At 74.4% G+C, this 17,167-nt stretch carries 12 protein-coding genes; 9 read left to right on the plus strand and 3 right to left on the minus strand.

Features of this window, described 5'->3' with window-relative positions; translation table 11 throughout:
- Window positions 1–39 precede the first annotated feature (39 nt).
- Complete coding sequence (locus AACH11_RS09175) at window positions 40–1,935, minus strand: aminopeptidase P family protein (protein ID WP_341373911.1); 1,896 nt, start codon at window positions 1,933–1,935, stop codon at window positions 40–42.
- A 182-nt stretch (window positions 1,936–2,117) separates the two neighbouring features.
- On the opposite strand from AACH11_RS09175, the gene AACH11_RS09180 reads away from it, so the two are divergent.
- From AACH11_RS09180 to AACH11_RS09210, 7 genes are all read left to right on the plus strand, one after another.
- Window positions 2,118–2,849: a response regulator transcription factor gene (locus AACH11_RS09180; RefSeq protein ID WP_341373912.1), complete on the plus strand. Its 732-nt coding sequence runs from the start codon at window positions 2,118–2,120 to the stop codon at window positions 2,847–2,849.
- Entirely contained in the window at window positions 2,849–4,369 is a 1,521-nt protein-coding gene (locus AACH11_RS09185) for a sensor histidine kinase (protein WP_341373913.1), read from the plus strand. Before AACH11_RS09180 ends, AACH11_RS09185 begins: the two co-directional genes overlap by 1 nt.
- Window positions 4,370–4,397: 28 nt before the next feature.
- Complete coding sequence (locus AACH11_RS09190) at window positions 4,398–4,718, plus strand: nucleotide pyrophosphohydrolase (RefSeq protein ID WP_341373914.1); 321 nt, start codon at window positions 4,398–4,400, stop codon at window positions 4,716–4,718.
- 181 nt (window positions 4,719–4,899) lie between these two features.
- Window positions 4,900–5,040: a hypothetical protein gene (locus tag AACH11_RS09195; RefSeq protein WP_341373915.1), complete on the plus strand. Its 141-nt coding sequence runs from the start codon at window positions 4,900–4,902 to the stop codon at window positions 5,038–5,040.
- Between the two features lie 474 nt (window positions 5,041–5,514).
- Window positions 5,515–6,969: an HlyD family secretion protein gene (locus tag AACH11_RS09200; protein ID WP_341373916.1), complete on the plus strand. Its 1,455-nt coding sequence runs from the start codon at window positions 5,515–5,517 to the stop codon at window positions 6,967–6,969.
- A complete protein-coding gene (locus AACH11_RS09205) occupies window positions 6,966–9,212 on the plus strand; it encodes a peptidase domain-containing ABC transporter (RefSeq protein ID WP_341373917.1) in 2,247 nt (748 codons plus the stop codon). The genes AACH11_RS09200 and AACH11_RS09205 overlap by 4 nt, the downstream gene beginning before the upstream one ends.
- Before the next feature lie 35 nt (window positions 9,213–9,247).
- Window positions 9,248–10,882 (plus strand): TolC family protein, encoded by a 1,635-nt coding sequence (locus AACH11_RS09210; RefSeq protein ID WP_341373918.1) that lies wholly within the window; start codon window positions 9,248–9,250, stop codon window positions 10,880–10,882.
- 6 nt (window positions 10,883–10,888) lie between these two features.
- On the opposite strand, the gene AACH11_RS09215 is transcribed toward AACH11_RS09210, so the two are convergent.
- On the minus strand, window positions 10,889–12,010 hold the full coding sequence (locus AACH11_RS09215; protein WP_341373919.1) for an NADH-quinone oxidoreductase subunit B family protein: 1,122 nt from the start codon (window positions 12,008–12,010) through the stop codon (window positions 10,889–10,891).
- Between the two features lie 50 nt (window positions 12,011–12,060).
- On the minus strand, window positions 12,061–13,602 hold the full coding sequence (locus tag AACH11_RS09220; protein WP_341373920.1) for a sigma-54-dependent transcriptional regulator: 1,542 nt from the start codon (window positions 13,600–13,602) through the stop codon (window positions 12,061–12,063).
- A gap of 243 nt (window positions 13,603–13,845) precedes the next feature.
- Between AACH11_RS09220 and AACH11_RS09225 the strand changes: the two genes are divergently transcribed.
- Complete coding sequence (locus tag AACH11_RS09225; protein ID WP_423228714.1) at window positions 13,846–15,135, plus strand: AGE family epimerase/isomerase; 1,290 nt, start codon at window positions 13,846–13,848, stop codon at window positions 15,133–15,135.
- Between the two features lie 358 nt (window positions 15,136–15,493).
- The gene (locus tag AACH11_RS09230) at window positions 15,494–17,158 is read left to right on the plus strand and encodes a dienelactone hydrolase family protein (protein WP_341373922.1); all 1,665 of its coding nucleotides are present in this window, start codon (window positions 15,494–15,496) and stop codon (window positions 17,156–17,158) included.
- Window positions 17,159–17,167 lie beyond the last annotated feature (9 nt).

Genomic DNA, 17,167 nt, shown 5'->3' on the forward strand with positions numbered 1-17,167 from the left:
CTCGGCTCCCGGGGGCGGGGAGCGTTGCCGGCCGCCGCCTCAGGGCCGGTCCAGCGGCTGCGTGCGCGCGTCCAGCCAGGCCAGCGCGGCCGCGTCGGCCGGCGCCTGCAGCAGCGGTGCCAGCCGCTCGCGCACCGTCGCGTGGTAGGCGTCGAGCCAGGCGGTCTCGTCGGGCCGCAGCAGCGTCGGCTCGACCAGCCGGGTGTCGATCGGGCACAGCGTCAGCGTCTCGAAGGCCAGCATGGCGCCGAAGCGCTCGTCCTCGGGCGTGGGCTGCGGCACGGTCAGCAGCAGGTTCTCGATGCGGATGCCCCACTGGCCCGGGCGGTAGAGGCCGGGCTCGTTGGAGGTGACCATGCCGGCGCGCAGGGCCATCTGCGGCTCGGGCACGGTCTTGCTGATCGACTGCGGGCCCTCGTGCACGTTGAGGAAGTAGCCGACGCCGTGGCCGGTGCCGTGGCCGTAGTCCAGGCCGTCGGCCCACAGCGGCGCGCGCGCCAGCGCGTCGAGCATCGGCCCTGGCGTGCCCTCGGGGAAGACGGCGCGCGACAGGTTCATCATGCCCTGCAGCACGCGGGTGTAGTCGCGGCGCTGGGCGGCCGTCGGGGCGCCGCCGATCGGCCAGACGCGGGTGATGTCGGTGGTGCCGCCCAGGTACTGGCCGCCGGAGTCGATCAGCAGCAGGCCCGCGCCGTCGAGCCAGCGGAAGGCGTGCGGCTCGGCCCGGTAGTGGGGCAGCGCGCCGTTGGCCTGGTAGCCGGCGATGGTGTCGAAGCTCAGGTCGCGGTAGCCGGGCAGCTTCGCGCGCTCGGCGCTCAGGTGCTCGTCGACGCTGAGCTCGCTGTGGCGCACGCCGGCGGCCAGATCGGCCTCGAAGCGGGCGTAGAAGCGGCACATGGCCGCGCCGTCGTGGGCCATGGCCTCGCGCAGGCAGGCCTGTTCGTGCGCGGTCTTGCGCGACTTCTCCAGCGTGCTGGGATTGATCGCCTCGACCACGGCCACGCCCTCGGCCACCCGCTCGCGCAGGCCCCAGGTGATGCGGCGCGGATCGACCAGCAGCGTGCTGGTGGCCGGCAGCGCGGCCAGCGCGTCGCCGGCCTGCGCGTAGTCGGCCAGGCGCAGGCCGTCGGCGGCCAGTGCGGCCGCCAGCGCGGCGTCGATCTTGCCGGCGCCGACGAACAGCGTGGCCTCGCGGGCGCTCAGCAGCAGGTGGGCGAGGAAGACCGGGTTGAAGGTGACGTCGGCGCCGCGCAGATTGGTGATCCAGGCCACGTCGTCCAGCGTCGAGACCAGGTGGTGGCTGGCGCCGTGGGCGGCCATCGCGGCGCGCACGGTGGCCAGGCGGTCGGCGCGGCTGCGGTCGGTCCAGGTGGCGGTGTGCTCGTAGACCGGGGCGGCCGGCAGGTCCGGGCGGTCGGGCCAGACCGTGGCGTCGAACAGGTCGAGGTCGGTGCGCAGCGTGATGTCGCGCGCCTGCAGCGCGCGCCGCAGCGCCTGGCCACCGGCCAGCCCCAGCACCTGGCCGTCGACGGCGACGGTCGAGCCGGCCGGCAGTTCGCGCGCCAGCCAGGTGATGTGGTGGGTGGCGGCGCCGGTGGGGATCTTCTCGAGTGCGATGCCGCTGCCGGCCAACTGGGTCTCGGCCTGCTCCCAGTAGCGGCTGTCGGCGAACAGCACGGCGCGGTCGGTGGTGACCACCAGCGTGCCCATCGAGCCGGTGAAGCCCGACAGCCAGGCCCGGCCCTGCCAGCGCAGCGGCAGGTACTCGGACAGGTGCGGATCGGCGCTCGGCACCAGCAGCGCCTGGGCGCCGCAGCGCGCCAGCGCCGCGCGCACCCGCAGCAGCCGGGCGGGCACCGGATGGGCCTGCGCGGGCGCGGCCTCGCGGTCATCGGGGGACGGAACGGCGGTGGCGGGCAGGGCGGGGTGCGTCATCGTGCGATCGATTCTAGGAGCCGCCTCCGGTCGGCCCGCTATGCTCAGGGTCTTGCCGAGGGGCGCCGCCCGCCGCCGGCGCTGCCCCGCCGCGTGCCGCGTGCTGCTTGCCGCGTGCACGCCACGCTGGCCACGCCGCCACCCCGGCCGATTCCCGACAACGACAACGACGACGACGAACGATGCGACTGCTGCTGGTCGAGGATGACCGCATGATCGGCGAGACCCTGCGCCAGGCCCTGAAGCTGGAGGGCCATGCGGTGGACTGGGTCTACGACACCCATGCGGCCCAGGCCGCGCTGAGCGGCGAGCGCTTCGACCTCGTGCTGCTGGACCTCGGCCTGCCCGAGCGCGCCGGCCAGGCCGCGCGGCCGCTGGCCGGGCTGGACGTGCTGCGTGGCCTGCGCGCGCGCGGCGACGCGACGCCGGTGATCGTGCTGACCGCGCGCGATGCCACCGCCGACCGCGTCAGCGGCCTGGATGCCGGCGCCGACGACTACCTGGTCAAGCCCTTCGAGCTCGACGAGCTGGCCGCGCGGCTGCGCGCCGTCAGCCGTCGCCATGCCGGCCATGCCGACAGCGCGCTGCGCCACGGCGCGCTGCGGCTGGACACCGCCACCCGCCAGGTCAGCCTGGACGGCCGGCCGGTGCTGCTGTCGGCGCGCGAGTACGCGGTGCTGGAGGCGCTGATGCAGCGCCCCGGTGCGGTGCTGACCCGCGCCCAGCTGGAGGACCGGCTCTACGGCTGGGGCGAGGCGGTCGAGAGCAATGCCGTCAGCGTCTACGTGCACCAGCTGCGCAAGAAGCTGGGCGCCGAGCTGATCCAGAGCATGCGGGGCGTCGGTTACTTCCTGGGCGCGCCGGCGGCCGGCGGTGAGACTGCAGGCACGCCGGCCCCCGGCGGTCCGGCCTGATGCCGACGACCGATCCCGCGCCGGGCGCGGCGCCGGCGCGCGCTGCGGCCGACCTGCCCACCCCGGCCCAGGTTCAGGCCCAGGCCACGCCCACGCCCACCGCCCGCCACTGGCCGCCGCGCCTGCCCGGGCCGGCCGATCTGCCGCTGGTGCAACGCCTGGGCCCGCTGCTGCGGCGCACCCGGCGCTCGATCCGCGCCCGCCTGATCGCCTCGCTGATGCTGGGCCTGGCGGCGGTGGCCGTCAGCGTCGGCATGGTCACCTACCGCAACGTGCTGCACGAGGCCGAGCAGCTGTTCGACTACCAGCTGCGCCAGATGGCGCTGGGCCTGCGCGACCAGGGCGAGATCAGCCCCGACGAGGCCGCCGCGCTCAACGACGAGGACCTGGATTTCGTGATCCAGATCTGGCATCTGGACGGCCGCATCGTCTATGCCTCGCGCCGCCACCGCGCGCTGCCCGGGCGGGCGGTGCTCGGCTATGCCGATGTCGACGTGGCCGGTGGTGAGCGCTGGCGCAGCTTCGCCGTGGCCGCGGCCGGGCGGGTGATCCAGGTCGCGCAGCCGCTGCGCATCCGCCGCGCGCTGGCGGCCGAATCGGCCTGGCGTGCGGTCTGGCCGCTGCTGGCGGGCGCGCCGCTGCTGGCCGCCGCGCTGTGGTGGCTGGTCAGCCGCGCGCTGGCGCCGCTGCAGCGCACGGCCGCGCAGATCGCCGCCCGGGATGCCGCCAGCCTGGAGCCGCTGCCGCTGCGCCATCTGCCCGACGAGGTGGCGCCGTTGGTGCAGGCGCTCAACGGCCTGCTGGGCCGGCTCGATCAGGCGCTCGACGCGCAGCGTGCCTTCATCGCCGATGCGGCCCACGAGCTGCGCAGCCCGCTGACGGCGCTCAAGCTGCAGGCCCAGCTGTTGCAGCGCGTGCCCGCGGGGCCGGACCGCGACGCGGTGCACGCGCAGTTGGTGGCCGGTGTCGACCGCGCCGGCCGCCTGGTGGCCCAGCTGTTGACGCTGGCGCGCAGCGAGCCGGGCGGCGCGCAGGCGGCGCAGGCCAGCTGCGTCGATCTGGCCAGCCTGAGCGCCCAGGTGCTGGCCGATGCGCAGCCGCTGGCCTGCGCCCGCGCCCAGCAGCTGAGCGGGCCGGCGGACGCGGGCGGCCTGCCGATGGCGGTGCGCGGGGATGCCGCCGGTCTGGGTGCGCTGGTGCGCAACCTGGTCGACAACGCCTTGCGCTACACGCCCGACGGCGGCCATGTGCAGCTGGATCTGGCCGCCGTCGCCGATGACCGGGGCCGCCCCGGCTGGCGGCTGCGGGTCGATGACGACGGCCCGGGCATCGCGCCGTCCGAGCGGGAGCGGGTGTTCGAGCGCTTCGTGCGCGGGGCCGCCGGCAACGGCCAGACCGGCTCCGGCCTGGGTCTGGCCATCGTGCGGCGGGTGGCCGAGACCCTGGGCGGCACGGTGACGCTGGGCGACGCGCCCTCGGGCGGGCTGCGCGCCGAGGTCTGGCTGCCGGCGGCCGACTGAACGCCGGCGCCGGCGGGATACTGCGCCCATGGACACCCGTGAACTCCAGGCCGCACTGCGGGCCTTCGGCGCCGCCCGCGGCTGGCTCGATTTCCACAACCCGAAGAACCTGGCGATGGCGCTCAGCGTCGAGGCGGCCGAGGTGGTCGAGCTGTTCCAGTGGCTGACCCCCGAGCAGGCCCGCGCGCTGGCCGACGATCCGGCCGGCCGCCAGCGCATCGGCGAGGAAGTGGCTGACGTGCTGATGTACCTGTTGCGGCTGGCCGATGTCTGCGGCGTGGACCTGCAGGCCGCGGTCACCGACAAACTGGCCCGCAACGCGCTCAAATACCCCGCACCGGGTTCGTGACGGGCGTCACGCTCCGGGGAAGGGGGCGCAACCAGACGTTGCGCGGGACCGGATTCCGGCAACGGTTCCATACAGTTTGGCGGGGATTATTTCTGGGCGGGAAATTAAGATTTCCCTACGTTGCTGGTGGTGATCAACCCCAGCGACGAAACCCCCACCCGCGATACATCTGGAGTCCACCATGAAGGTTCTGAGCAAGAAGGAAATGAAGCAAGTTGGCGGCGGCACCCTGTGGCTGCTGAGCTGGCTGTTCGGCGGCTGGGGCCGCAAGAGCTACGGTGGCAACCAAGGCGGCGGCAGCAACTGCGGCTGCGGCCACTGAGCCTCGCCGAGCCACGTGCTCACAGACAGAGCTGACGTGCGGTGACGCACGGGCAGCCTGCCGGATCGGGCCCTCACGAGGGCCCTTTTCGCGTTCTCGTGGTGCGGCGCCGCCGGACGGCGTGTGATGCCCGGGCCCGGCGCGGGCCATCCGTCACGGAAACCTCCGGCCGGCGGCCCGCGCGTGCGTCGGCCGCGGTGGCGGACGTCGTCCAATCGGCGCCACAGAATCGGCGGCCGACCCTGACCGTCGTCGTCAGTCGTTTCGGGATGTCAGTCGTACTTTCTTTTTCCGTGTCGCAAGGTCGGGCCGGGTCCCGCAGGCCGTTGGGACCGCGCCACGCGCGGCATGCCGGTGTCGGAGGCTGAGCGCCGCCGTCAGCGCGCGTTCGCGCCGACGCAGATCGATCCACGGACCGAGGCCGGCGCGCAGGCGCGGGGCGGCCGTGCCCGGCCTTCCGCCGCGGCAGAGCCGGTGGCGCGCCGACCGCAGCCCCATCCGTTCGCCGAGCCGGCCGAGCCTGTCCAGCCGGCCCAGCCGCGCCAGCGCCAGCGGGCCCGCCAGGAGGCCCCGCGCGACGACGACGAAGCCGCCGACGACGGCGAAGGCCGCGTGCGCTTTCGCGAGCAGGCGCTGCAGGCCCTGGCGCCGCGGGCCCATGGCGACATCCTGCTGAGCCCGGGCCGTGCCTCGGGCTGGACGGCCGCGGTGGCCGCGCTGCTGCTGGCCGCACTCGCCGGCCTGCTGGTGCTGGGCAGCTACACCCGCCGCTCGACCGTCGTTGGCCGGCTGGTGCCGGACCAGGGCCTGTTGCGCATCACGGCGCCCCAGGGCGGGTTGCTGCTCGAACGCCACGCCAGCGAACAGCAGGTGGTGCGCCGCGGCCAGCTGCTGTTCGTGCTGTCGGGCGAACGGCTGGGGCCGGGTCTGCAGGAGGTACAGCGCGACATCGCGCAGCAGATCGCGCTGCGCCGCACCTCGCTCGAAGACGAGCTGCGGCGGCTCGATGACGGCCAGTCCCGCGAGGCCGAGCGCCAGCGCCAGCGCGAGAGCGTGCTGGAGGCCGAGCAGGCCCGGCTGGAGCGCCAGCTGCAGCTGCAGGCCTCCCGTGTGGAGGCGGCGCAGGACGCGGTCACCCGCTACCGGTCCCTGGCCGCCCAGGGCTATGTCTCGCGCGACGAGCTGCAGCTGCGCGAGGTCGATCTGACCGAGCAGCGCGCCCGCGGCGAGGCGCTGCAGCGCGAACGGCTGGCGCTGCGGCGCGATGCCGAGTCGGGCCGCCGCGAGCTCGATGCCCAGCGCCTGCGCCAGGGCTCCCAACGGGCCGAGACCGAGCGCGCGCTGGCCCTGCTGCAGCAGGAGCTCACCGAGACGGAGGCGCGCCGGCGCATCGTCGTCACCGCCCCGGCCGACGGCGTGCTCAGCCTGGTGCGGGGCGAGCCCGGCCAGAGCGTCGAGCCCCAGGCCGTGCTCGCCCAGCTGCTGCCCCAGGGCGCGGACCTGCAGGCGCGGCTGTATGCGCCCAGCCGCGCGGCCGGCTTCACCCAGGCGGGCACCGCGGTGCAGCTGCGCTACGACGCCTATCCCTGGCAGAAGTTCGGTCAGGCCACCGGCCAGGTGCTGACGGTCGGTCGCACGCCGGCACCGGCCGACGAGGTGCCACCGGCCACCGATCCGCAGGCCGCGGCCGAGGCCATGTTTCCCATCACCGTCCGCCTGCCCGCGCAGAGCGTGGCCGGCACGTCCGGTCCGCTGCCGCTGAGCCCGGGCATGCGGGTCGAGGCCGTCCTGATGCACGAGAGTCGTCCCTTGTACGAATGGGTGCTGGAGCCCGTGTTCGCCCTGCGCAGCCGGCTGGCGCCGCCGGGCGTGACACTGCCGCCGGTGCCACCCACGCCGCCGGCCGCCGCCGCCGGAGGCCGGCCATGAGCGCCACCACTGCCGGTGGGCGCCACCGCGACGGCGCCGGATCGGCGCCCCGCGGCGACGAGGGCCCGGTCCACGGCCCCGCCTTGAACGCCCGCCTGCAATGGGGCGGTGGCCGCCGCGTGCCGGTGCTGCTGCAGACCGAGGCCAGCGAGTGCGGCCTGGCCTGCCTGGGCATGCTGCTGGGCGCCCATGGCGTGAGCACCGATCTGCCCACGCTGCGGGGCCGGCACGGCCCGGTGCCGCACGGCATGAGCGTGGCCGACTTCGTCGACATGGCCGAGCGCGAGCAGCTGGTCACGCGGGCCGTGCAGCTGGAGATGTCGGACCTGCCGCAGCTGCGGCTGCCGGCCATGCTGCACTGGGACATGGCCCATTTCGTCGTGCTGGTGGCCTTGCGCGGCCGCCAGGCGGTGATCCACGACCCGGCCATCGGCGAGCGCACGCTCGGCCTCGACGAGTTCGGCGAGCACTTCACCGGCGTGGCCGTCGAGGCCTGGCCGGCCGGCGGCTTCGCCCGCCGTGACGAGGCCCGCGCGGTCTCGCTGCGGCAGCTGGTGGGCCGGGTCAGCGGCCTGGGCGCCACGCTGTGGCGGGTGCTGGCGCTGTCGCTGGCGGTCGAGGCCCTGGCCCTGCTCAGTCCGCTGTTCGCGCAATGGGTGGTCGACCATGTGATCGTCGCCCGCGACGCCTCGCTGCTGACCACGCTCGGCCTGGGCTTCGTGCTGGTGCTGCTGATCCAGCAGGGCCTGCAGCTGATGCGCAGCTGGGTGCTGCTGCGCGTGGGCACCCAGCTGCGCGTGCAGTGGCGCAGCAACGTGCTGTCGCACCTGATGCGCCTGCCGCTGGACTACTTCGCGCGCCGTCACCTCGGTGACCTGATGTCGCGCTTCGAGTCGGTCGGCAACATCCAGCGCGTGCTGACCAGCACCTTCGTCGAGGCCGGCATCGACGGCCTGATGGTGCTGCTGACCTTCGGCCTGATGCTGGCCTACAGCCCCGTGCTGGCCGGCTTCGCGGCGCTGTCGGTGGTGTTGTACGCGGTGCTGCGCCAGGCGCTGTACGGGCCGTCGCGCGCGGCCGCTTCCGACCGGCTGATCCGCGCCGCGCTCGAGCAGAGCCATCTGCTGGAGTCCCTGCGCGGCATGCGGGCGATCCGCCTGTTCGCGCGCCAGCACGAGCGGCTGGCGAGCTGGCAGTCGCTGATGGTGGCCGACGTCAACGCCGATGTCCGCGCCCAGCGTCTGGACGTGATCTACCAGGCCGCCCGGCGCACGCTGTCGGGCGCGGCGGCGCTGGGGCTGATGTGGCTGGGCGCCCGCAGCGTGATGGCGGGCGAGCTGACGGTGGGCATGCTGCTGGCCTTCGTCGCCTACCGCACCCAGTTCGACACCCGGGCCACCGAGCTGATCAACCGCTGGTTCGAGCTGCGCATGCTGGGCCTGGACGCCCAGCGCCTGGGCGACATCGTGCTGACCCCGACCGAGCCCGAGCAGCGCCGGCCCCGGCGCGAGCCCGCCGCGGGCGCCACGGCGCCGCCGGCCATCACGCTGCAGGCGCTGGGCTTCCGCTATGCCGGCACCGGGCCGGACGTGCTGGCGGACATCGACCTGCACATTCCGGCGGGCCAGTCGGTGGCCATCGCCGGGCCCTCGGGCTGCGGCAAGTCCACGCTGGTGCAACTGCTGCTGGGCATCTTCACGCCGACCCAGGGCCAGGTCCTGATCGACGGCCGGGCGCTGGAGTCCTCGGCCGTCCAGGCCTGGCGGCGGCAGGTCGGCACGGTGATGCAGGACGACGTGCTGTTCGCCGGCACGATCGCCGAGAACATCGCGTTCTTCGATCCCCGGCCCGACACCGCGCGCATCGAGTCCTGCGCCCGTCTGGCCGAGGTGCACGAGGACGTCACGGCCCTGCCCATGGGCTACCACACGCTGGTCGGCGACATGGGTGCCGCGTTGTCGGGTGGGCAGAAGCAGCGCGTGCTGCTGGCGCGCGCGCTCTATGGACGGCCGCGGGTGCTGGTGCTCGACGAGGCCACCAGCCAGCTCGACGTGGCCCGCGAGGCCCGCATCGGCCAGGCCATCGCGGCGATGTCGCTGACGCGCATCGTCGTCGCGCACCGGCCGCAGACCCTGGCCCTGGTCGACCGGGTGATCGAACTGCGCGATGGCCGCATCGTGCACGACGAGTCCTCGGCCGAGCATCTGGCCCGTCTGCAGCGGCATTGGGTGGCCCCGCGATGAGCGGCGGTCCGCAGGGGCGCCGCGGCGCGCAGGGGATGGACAAGGAGACGGGCGTGGGGATGCGGGCAGGGCATGACGGTCCGGGCGGGGATGCCGTGGACGGGGTGGGCGGTGGTGACGAGGGCCGTGGCGGCTGTGACGGTCGTGACGGCCGTGACGGTCTTGGCGAGCGCGGCAGCCGCGCCCGTACCTGGGCGCGGCGGGTGGGTGCGGCGTCGGGCCGGGTCCTGCTCGCGTCGGTGGGCGTGCTGTCGTCCGTGCAGGCCCAGCCGCAGGTGGTGCGTCCGGTCGCGATCGGGACAATGGGTACGGTGGAGTCGATCGGCTCCGTCGGGGTGGTGCCGGCGGACGAGCCCGCCGCCGATCCGGTGAGCGGCTGTGCGCCCTGGCCGCTGGCGGCCGCGCGGCCGGGCGAGGTGGCGCGGCCGCTGCCGCTGGCGCTGGAGCCCGTGCTGCGTCTGGCGGCGTGCCGGGCCGTGGCCTGGCGGCGTGCCGGTGTGGAGCTGCAGGCCGCGCAGGCCCAGCGTGACCAGGCGCGGGCCGCCTACTGGCCACAGTGGTCGGTCGCCACCTCGCGCACCCGCATCGCGGGGGTCGATGCCGGCAGCCAGGAGCGCTCGGTGAGCGGCCGCTGGACGGTGCTGGACTTCGGCGCCCGGGCCGCGGCCGTGCGGGCCGGCGAGCAGGGCATCCAGGCCGCCGAGGCCGAGCGTCAGGCGCGCTGGCTGCAGGCGCTGGCCTCGACGGTGGACCTGTACGCCGACGCCCTGGCCGCCGATGGCCGGCTGACCGCGGCCCGTGCCAACGTCGACAGTGCGCGCACCGCCGAGCGGGTGGCCGCCCAGCGCCAGCGCGGCGGTGCCGCCTCGCTGGGCGAGACGCTGCAGGCCCAGCGCGCGCGCAGCCAGGCGGCGCTGGAGCTGACGCGGGCCGGGGCCGCGCGGGAACGGGCGCTGCACGCGCTGGCCCTGGCGCTGGGCCTGCCCGCGTCCGCGGCCCTGCAGCTGGATGCCGCGGCGGCGCTGGACGAGGCGATGCCGCCGTCCGGGCCCGGCACGGCCACCCCGACCACCCCGACCACCCCGGCCACCCCGGCCACCCCGGCGGGCCTGCCCTTGGCGGAGCATCCCCAGCGCCGCGCCGCCGAGGCCCGTCAGATGCAGGCCCAGGACCGTCTGGCGGCCGCCCGGGCCGAGCGTTGGGGCGCGGTGCAGATCGACGGCAGTCTGTCCCGGGTCAAGGACAGTGCCGGGGGCTACAGCAGCCGCACCGTGGGCCTGAGCTGGAGTCTGCCGCTGCTCGACGGCGGCCTGGGGGCCAGCCGCCAGCGCGAAGCCGAGGCCCAGGTGGAGGCCGCCCGGCTGGATGCCGAGCAGGCGGCGCGCGGCCTGCGCCAGCAGCGGCTGCTGCAGCAGACGGCACTGGACGGCGAACGCGAGGCGCTGCAGGAGTCGGCCCGCCTGCTGGCCGCGGCCGAGCAGGCCTGGGACGTGGTGCAGGAACGCTTCCGCCTGGGCGTCAGCAGCTACACCGAGCTGCTGGCGACGCAGGACGCGCTGGCCGCCGCCCGGCTGCAGCGGGCCGGTGCGCAGGCCGAATGGCTGCGCGCCCGCTGGCAGCTGGCCCTGGCCGGCGGCCTGCCCCTGCCCGAGGGGCTGATGCGGCCCTGAGCCGGATCAGCCCAGGCGCGTCTTGCGCGGCGTCGGTGGCACCACCCGGTGGTCGGCCGTCGCATTGGTCTTGACCCGCTTCGGCGTCGCGCTCTTGCTCAGCGAGGCGAGGGCGACGAACCAGGCCTTGGGCATGTCGGTGGGCAGGCCGATCGGGATGCCGGCCAGCTTGGGCGTGCTGTCGAAGGCATGGCCCGGGTTCTGGAAGCCGGGTTCGGTGCAGCTGATGCAGCCGTAGCCGCCGCGGGTGCAACTGCCCTCGCCATTCCAGGGCCGGCTGTTGCAGTCGGCATGGGCCTGGGTGCCCTTGCAGCCCTGGTGTTCCATCATGCAGCCCAGGTCGCCGGGCTTCTCGGCACTGGCCTTGAACTCGTAGAACTCGTTGCGGGTGCAGCCGTGGTGCACCAGGTGGTCGGCATAGAAGCGCGGGCGGGCCAGGGCGTCGAGCGCGTCGGCCGTCAGCGTGTCCTCGGCCAGCGCCATCAGCGTCTCGATCACCCAGCCCGGATGGGTCGGGCAGCCGGCCACGTTGACCACCGGCAGGCCGCCGCCGGCGCGGAAATCCGCCCCCAGCAGGCCGCCGGGTCGTTCGTCCTCGTACTGCAGGCCGCAGGCCTCGGTCGGATCGGCGAGCGGGTGGCCGGTGCCGGCCGCGCCCGTCAGACCCAGGCCGCCGGCCAGCGAGCTGGCCAGGCCCGCGGCCACGCCGCCGGGCGCCAGCGGCGCGACCGCCGACATGCCGCCCCAGGCCGCGCAGCTGCCCACCGCCACCACATGGCGGGCGACGCCGGCCAGCTCGCGCACCCAGTCCATCATCGGCCGGCCGGTGCCGGCCAGCAGGTGGAAGCGGCCGCTGCCGCCGGGCCCGCGCAGGATGGCGCCCTCGACGCACAGCACGTCCAGCCGCTGGCGACCGCTGCGGCAGTCCTCCAGCAGGGCCCGCACCTCGTCACCGCTGGCCAGGCTCAGCGACGGGTGCCACAGCAGGTCCAGGCCCGCGTCGGCCAGCAGGGCGCCGAAGTCGGGCGTGTCGGCGCACAGCAGCGACATCGTGCAGCCGCCGCAGCCGCCGGACTGCAGCCACAGCACCGTCAGCCGGGACGGGCTCTGCGCTGCGGGAGAGGGCATCGACGGCGACATGGCAGGCTCTTCGGTCTGGCGGTCTGGCGGTCAGGTGCTCAGTTCTCGAGCCCGAAGCGCTGCAGCTTGGCGCGCAGGCCGACGCGTGACAGGCCCAGCTCCTTGGCGGCCTGGGTCTTGTTCCAGCGGTGGCGCAGCAGCACCTCGCGCAGCACCATGGCCTCGATGGCGTCCAGCCGCTCGGCCAGCGTGCCCTTGGCCGGCACGCCCTGGGGCAGGGCACTGCCGCTGCCGGCCGTGGCCGCGGCCGCACCGGTCTGGCCGGCCAGCAGGCGGCGTGAGAAGTCCCGCGCCTGCACGCCGATGCACAGGGCGCCGTCGGCTGCGGCATGCACATCCTCGGCCAGCGCCAGGGCCCGTGCGATCTCGTTGCGCAGCTCGCGGATGTTGCCGGGCCAGGGATAGCCCAGCAGCACCGCACGCGCATCGTCGGCGAAGCGGGCGCCGGGGCGGCCGAGCTCGGCCATCGACAGCTGCAGCAGGTGCTCGGCGATCGGCACGATGTCGCCCGGGCGCTCGCGCAGCGGCGGCATCTGCAGCGTGACGCCGGCCAGCCGGTAGTACAGGTCCTCGCGGAAGCGGCCGGCGCGCACCTCCTCCTCGATCGGGCGGTGCGTGGCGGCGATCACCCGCACGTCGACCGGCACGGCGCGCGTCGAGCCCACCGGCCGCAGTTCGCCCTCCTGCAGCACGCGCAGCAGCTTGACCTGGAACATCGGCGAGGTCTCGCCGATCTCGTCGAGGAAGATGGTGCCGCCGTGCGCGCGCTGGAACAGGCCGGTGTGGTCGTCGACCGCGCCGGTGAAGGCACCGCGCTTGTGGCCGAACAGCTCGGACTCCAGCAGCGTGTCGGGAATCGCCGCGCAGTTCTCGACCACGAAGGGCCCGGCCGCGCGCGGTGACGCGTAGTGCACGGCGCGCGCCAGCAGCTCCTTGCCGGTGCCCGATTCGCCCAGCACCAGCAGCGACAGGTCGTAGCGGGCGATGCGCTCGGCCATCGTGCACACCGCATCCAGCGGTGAGCCGGCCGCACGCACGATGCGCTCGAAGCCGAAGACCTGGCGCGCCTCGCGCAGCTTCTCGCTGCGGCGCTCGCGCAGCGCGGGCGTGCCGGCACGCAGGTCGAGCTCGATGCGCTGCAGGCCGTGCTGCAGCCGCCGCGCCTCGACGGCGTGGCGCACGGTGCCCAGCAGGTGGTCGGGCACCCAGGGCTTGAGCACGTACTGGAAGATGCCGGCCTCGTTGACGCCGGCGATGATGTCCTCGCTGTCGGCATAGCCGCTGATGACGATGCGCACCACCTGCGGCCACTGCTCGCGCACCTCCTTGAGGAAGGCCACGCCGGACTGGCCGGGCATGCGCTGGTCGCACAGGATGACGGCCACGTCGTGGCGTTCGAGCAGGGCGCGCGCGGCCGTGGTGTCGCTGGCGCACAGGATGCGGAAGTCCTCGTCCAGCGTGCGCCGCATCGCCTCCTGCGAGCGCACCTCGTCGTCGACCAGCAGCACCAGCGGCAGATCCTCGCCGCCGGCGGGCCAGTCCGTGGCGGTGTCGTACGGATCAGGGGCGGTGAGGCTCATGCGGTGACGGACAGCGGGCGGTGCGACGGCGCGCCATTGTGCATCGCCGTGCCGGCGCGCCGTGAGGGCCGTGGTGCAGGACTGGCCGCCACGTGCCTGCGCGGCCGATCGCCGCCGGCTGCGCGGGTTCCCCGGGGAAAGCACGGGGCGGGAATGCCCGGCCGCGGCGGCTGCCGGCCCCGGGCCCGCGGCTATGCTCATCGCGACCTTCCGGTCGTACGACTGCTCCTCATGATGCCTGCCATGCCTTCTGCCTCCCACGGCGCTGCGGTCCCGCCCTGGCCCGATTTCCGCGATCCCGCCTTCCTGCGCGGCCATGTCCGCCAGACGCTCGGCTTCTATGCCGGACGTGCGCTCGATCCCGCTGGCGGCTTCTTCCATTTCTTCAAGGACGATGGCACCGTCTACGAGCGCCGGGTGCGCCATCTCGTCAGCAGCACGCGCTTCGTCTTCAACCATGCGACCGCCTTCCGTGCCTTCGGCGACGAGTCCGATCGCGCGGCCGCGCGCCACGGCCTGGCCTTCGTGCAGCAGGCCCATGCCCATCCGCAGGGCGGCCATGCCTGGATGATCGACTGGGACGGCACCCGCGCCCACCTGCTCGACGACAGCCATCAGGCCTACGGTCAGGCCTTCGTGCTGCTGGCCCACGCGCACGCGCTGATGGCCGGCATCGAGGAGGCGCGCGCCGGCCTCGATGCCGCCGTCGGCCTGCTCGACCGCCGCTTCTGGGAGCCGGCCCACACGCTGTACGCCGACGAGGCCACGGCCGACTGGCGCATCGGCGCCTACCGCGGCCAGAACGCCAACATGCATGCCTGCGAGGCCTTCCTCGCCGCCCATGAGGCAACGCAGGATGAACGTTACCTGAGGCGCTCGCTGCAACTGGCCGAGGCCGTCACCCAGGGTCTGGCCGGCCAGAGCGACGGCCTGGTCTGGGAGCACTACGACAGCCACTGGCGGGTCGACCTCGACTACAACCGCCACGACCGGACGAACATCTTCCGCCCCTGGGGCTTCCAGACCGGCCATCTGACCGAATGGGCCAAGCTGCTGCTGCAGCTGCGCCGGCGCCTGCAGCAGGCGCAGCAGGACGTGCCCGACTGGCTGCTGCCCACGGCCACCCGCTTCTTCGACACCGCGATGCAGCGGGGCTGGGACGAGGTGCACGGCGGCCTGGTCTACGGCTTCGGCCCCGACGGCGCGGTGTGCGACGCCGACAAGTACTTCTGGGTCCAGGCCGAAAGCCTGGCCGCCGCGGCCTGGCTGGCCGTCACCCAGCAGGGCTGCGCCGGACCCGGCATGGCCGCCGCCGCCGAGCGCAGCTGGACCTGGTACCGCCGCATCTGGGCCTATGCCTGGCAGCACATGATCGACCACCGCCACGGCGCCTGGTACCGCATCCGCACGCCCGACAACCGCGCCTACGGCGACGAGAAGAGCCCGGCCGGCAAGACCGATTACCACACGATGGGAGCCTGCCACGACGTGCTGCGCGCGCTCGGTGAGCCGATGGCCGCGCCGCGGGCCTGAGCCACGGGTCTGGCCAGGCGCGCTTGCCGCCGGTCCGGACCGGCGGCGGAGGTGCTCCTCAAGACTGCGGAAAACCTGATGCGCAGGATGAGCGTCCAGTCCGATACTGGCCGCCATCGCGGCCTGCAGGCCGGGCGGCACGGTGGCCGTCCCGCGGCTGCGCTCGGGGAGCACACAGGTGACGGATCGGGATCCATGCGCAGGCCGGCTGCACGCGTTCGGCCAAGGTGACGGTGACTTTCCACGGCTGGGCGTCCGGCCGGGCGGCTGGCGGTGCGGCAGCCCGATCGGCACCTCGATCGGCCGTGCAGGAGGCTGGCTGCGCACGGCGCTGGCCGCGGCGACGCTGGGGGCCACGGTGGCATTGGCAGGCGGTGCTCCGGCCCAGGCCGCGCTGCTCGTCGATGCCCGGCCGGGTGGCTGGAGCGATGTCTGCGTGGCCTGCGGCAGCACCGGCACGACCTGGGGTTATGCGCTGCACACCGACCGTGCGCTGACGCTGACGGCGCTGGGCGCCTGGGACAGCGACAGCGATGGCCTGGGCCGGGCGGTCGAGGTCGGTCTGTGGGATGCGGCCGGCACGCTGCTGGCGTCGGTCGGCGTCGATGACGCCAGCGCCTGGCGTGCGGCGTCGGCCGAAGCGGGCGGCTCCTGGCTGCTGGCCTCGATCGCGGCACTGTGGCTGGCCCCGGGCGACTATCGGCTCGGACAGGTCGTCACCGACCAGGGGCCGACCTGGCTGCTGCCCGCGGGCGTCAGCACCGCCGACGGCGTGCAGCTGACGCAGAGCCTGACGCAGTGGTCTGGCGACAGCGGCCTGGGCCTGCCCGAGGACCCGAGCGCGCAACTGGTGCTCGGCCCGACCGCCTGGGCCGTGCCCGCGCCCGACGGCCTGGCACTGGCCGGCCTGGCGCTGGTCCTGCTGTGGGGTGGCCGCCTGCATCGGAGGCGCCGGGTGCGTGCGGTGCCGGTCGGATCTGGCGGAACGTGCCGGCCGGTCGATGGGGAGCACCGCTCCGACCGTGCCCCGGGCCTGACGCCGGGACCGAGGAGCCTTCCGGACCTGGACCTGGGCCTGGCCCTGGGACTGTGCCTCGGGCTGGGCCTGTGCCTGTCCGCGGGCACGGCCCGGGCCGCCTGTCCGGGCCAGACGGTGCCGGCCACCGAGTTCGTCCGTTTCAGCTCGCCCGACCTGGCCAGCACGCCGCCCGCGCTGCTGACGATCCAGGGCAAGCTGTCCTGGCCCGGTTCGACCGATGGCGTCAGCCGCTGCGCGGGCACGCGCAAGCTGCCGGCGGTGCTGATCCTGCACGGCTCGTCGGGCGTCGACAGCCGCGGTGACTACTACCAGCAGGCGTTGAACGCCGCCGGTTTCGTCACGCTGCAGATCGACATGTGGGAGGCGCGTGGCGTCGGCGGTCTGGTCTCGCGCCCGGCCGCGCCGATCCTGACCTATCCGGATGCCTTCTCCGCCCTGGCCCTGCTGGCGGCCCGGCCCGAGGTCGATGCGCAGCGCATCGGCGTCATCGGCTTCTCCTGGGGCGGCGTCGTCAGCCTGGGCACCTCGGAGGCGACCTATGCGGCGATGTTCGGCGGTGGCCGGCGCTTCGCGGCGCACGTGGCGCATTACCCCGTGTGTTATGGCGCCAACAACACCGGCATTCCGGCCTTCCAGCCCAATGTGCGCACCGGCACCCAGTACCGCGTGCCCACCGGCGCGCCGGTGCTGATCCAGATCGGCACGCTGGACGACTACGACAACGGCGCGGCCCATTGCCAGAACCTGGCGGCCCAGATCAACGCCGCCTACGGCCCGCTGATGCAGGTGCAGACCCATGCCGGCGCCTACCACGGCTGGGACCGCCTGATGATCCCGGTCGATGTGCCCGATCCCTATGGCAACGAGGGCAGCTACCTCAAGGGCCTGAGCGGCATGCCGATGGTGCGCATCCGGCCGGACCCGGCGGCCGCGGCAGCGGCACGCGTGCGTGCGGTGGCCTTCTTCAAGGACACGCTGCGCTGAGCGAGCGGC

The organism is Pseudaquabacterium rugosum, from assembly GCF_038066575.1.
In the GTDB taxonomy this organism is placed as follows: Bacteria; Pseudomonadota; Gammaproteobacteria; order Burkholderiales; family Burkholderiaceae_C; genus Pseudaquabacterium; species Pseudaquabacterium rugosum.

Coding starts and splice junctions, on each gene's coding strand:
- AACH11_RS09175 (WP_341373911.1), bottom strand. CDS start 1,935: ATGACGCACCCCGCCCTGCCCGCCACCGCCGTTCCGTCCCCCGATGAC.
- AACH11_RS09180 (WP_341373912.1), top strand. CDS start 2,118: ATGCGACTGCTGCTGGTCGAGGATGACCGCATGATCGGCGAGACCCTG.
- AACH11_RS09185 (WP_341373913.1), top strand. CDS start 2,849: ATGCCGACGACCGATCCCGCGCCGGGCGCGGCGCCGGCGCGCGCTGCG.
- AACH11_RS09190 (WP_341373914.1), top strand. CDS start 4,398: ATGGACACCCGTGAACTCCAGGCCGCACTGCGGGCCTTCGGCGCCGCC.
- AACH11_RS09195 (WP_341373915.1), top strand. CDS start 4,900: ATGAAGGTTCTGAGCAAGAAGGAAATGAAGCAAGTTGGCGGCGGCACC.
- AACH11_RS09205 (WP_341373917.1), top strand. CDS start 6,966: ATGAGCGCCACCACTGCCGGTGGGCGCCACCGCGACGGCGCCGGATCG.
- AACH11_RS09210 (WP_341373918.1), top strand. CDS start 9,248: ATGGACAAGGAGACGGGCGTGGGGATGCGGGCAGGGCATGACGGTCCG.
- AACH11_RS09215 (WP_341373919.1), bottom strand. CDS start 12,010: ATGCCCTCTCCCGCAGCGCAGAGCCCGTCCCGGCTGACGGTGCTGTGG.
- AACH11_RS09220 (WP_341373920.1), bottom strand. CDS start 13,602: ATGAGCCTCACCGCCCCTGATCCGTACGACACCGCCACGGACTGGCCC.
- AACH11_RS09225 (WP_423228714.1), top strand. CDS start 13,846: ATGCCTTCTGCCTCCCACGGCGCTGCGGTCCCGCCCTGGCCCGATTTC.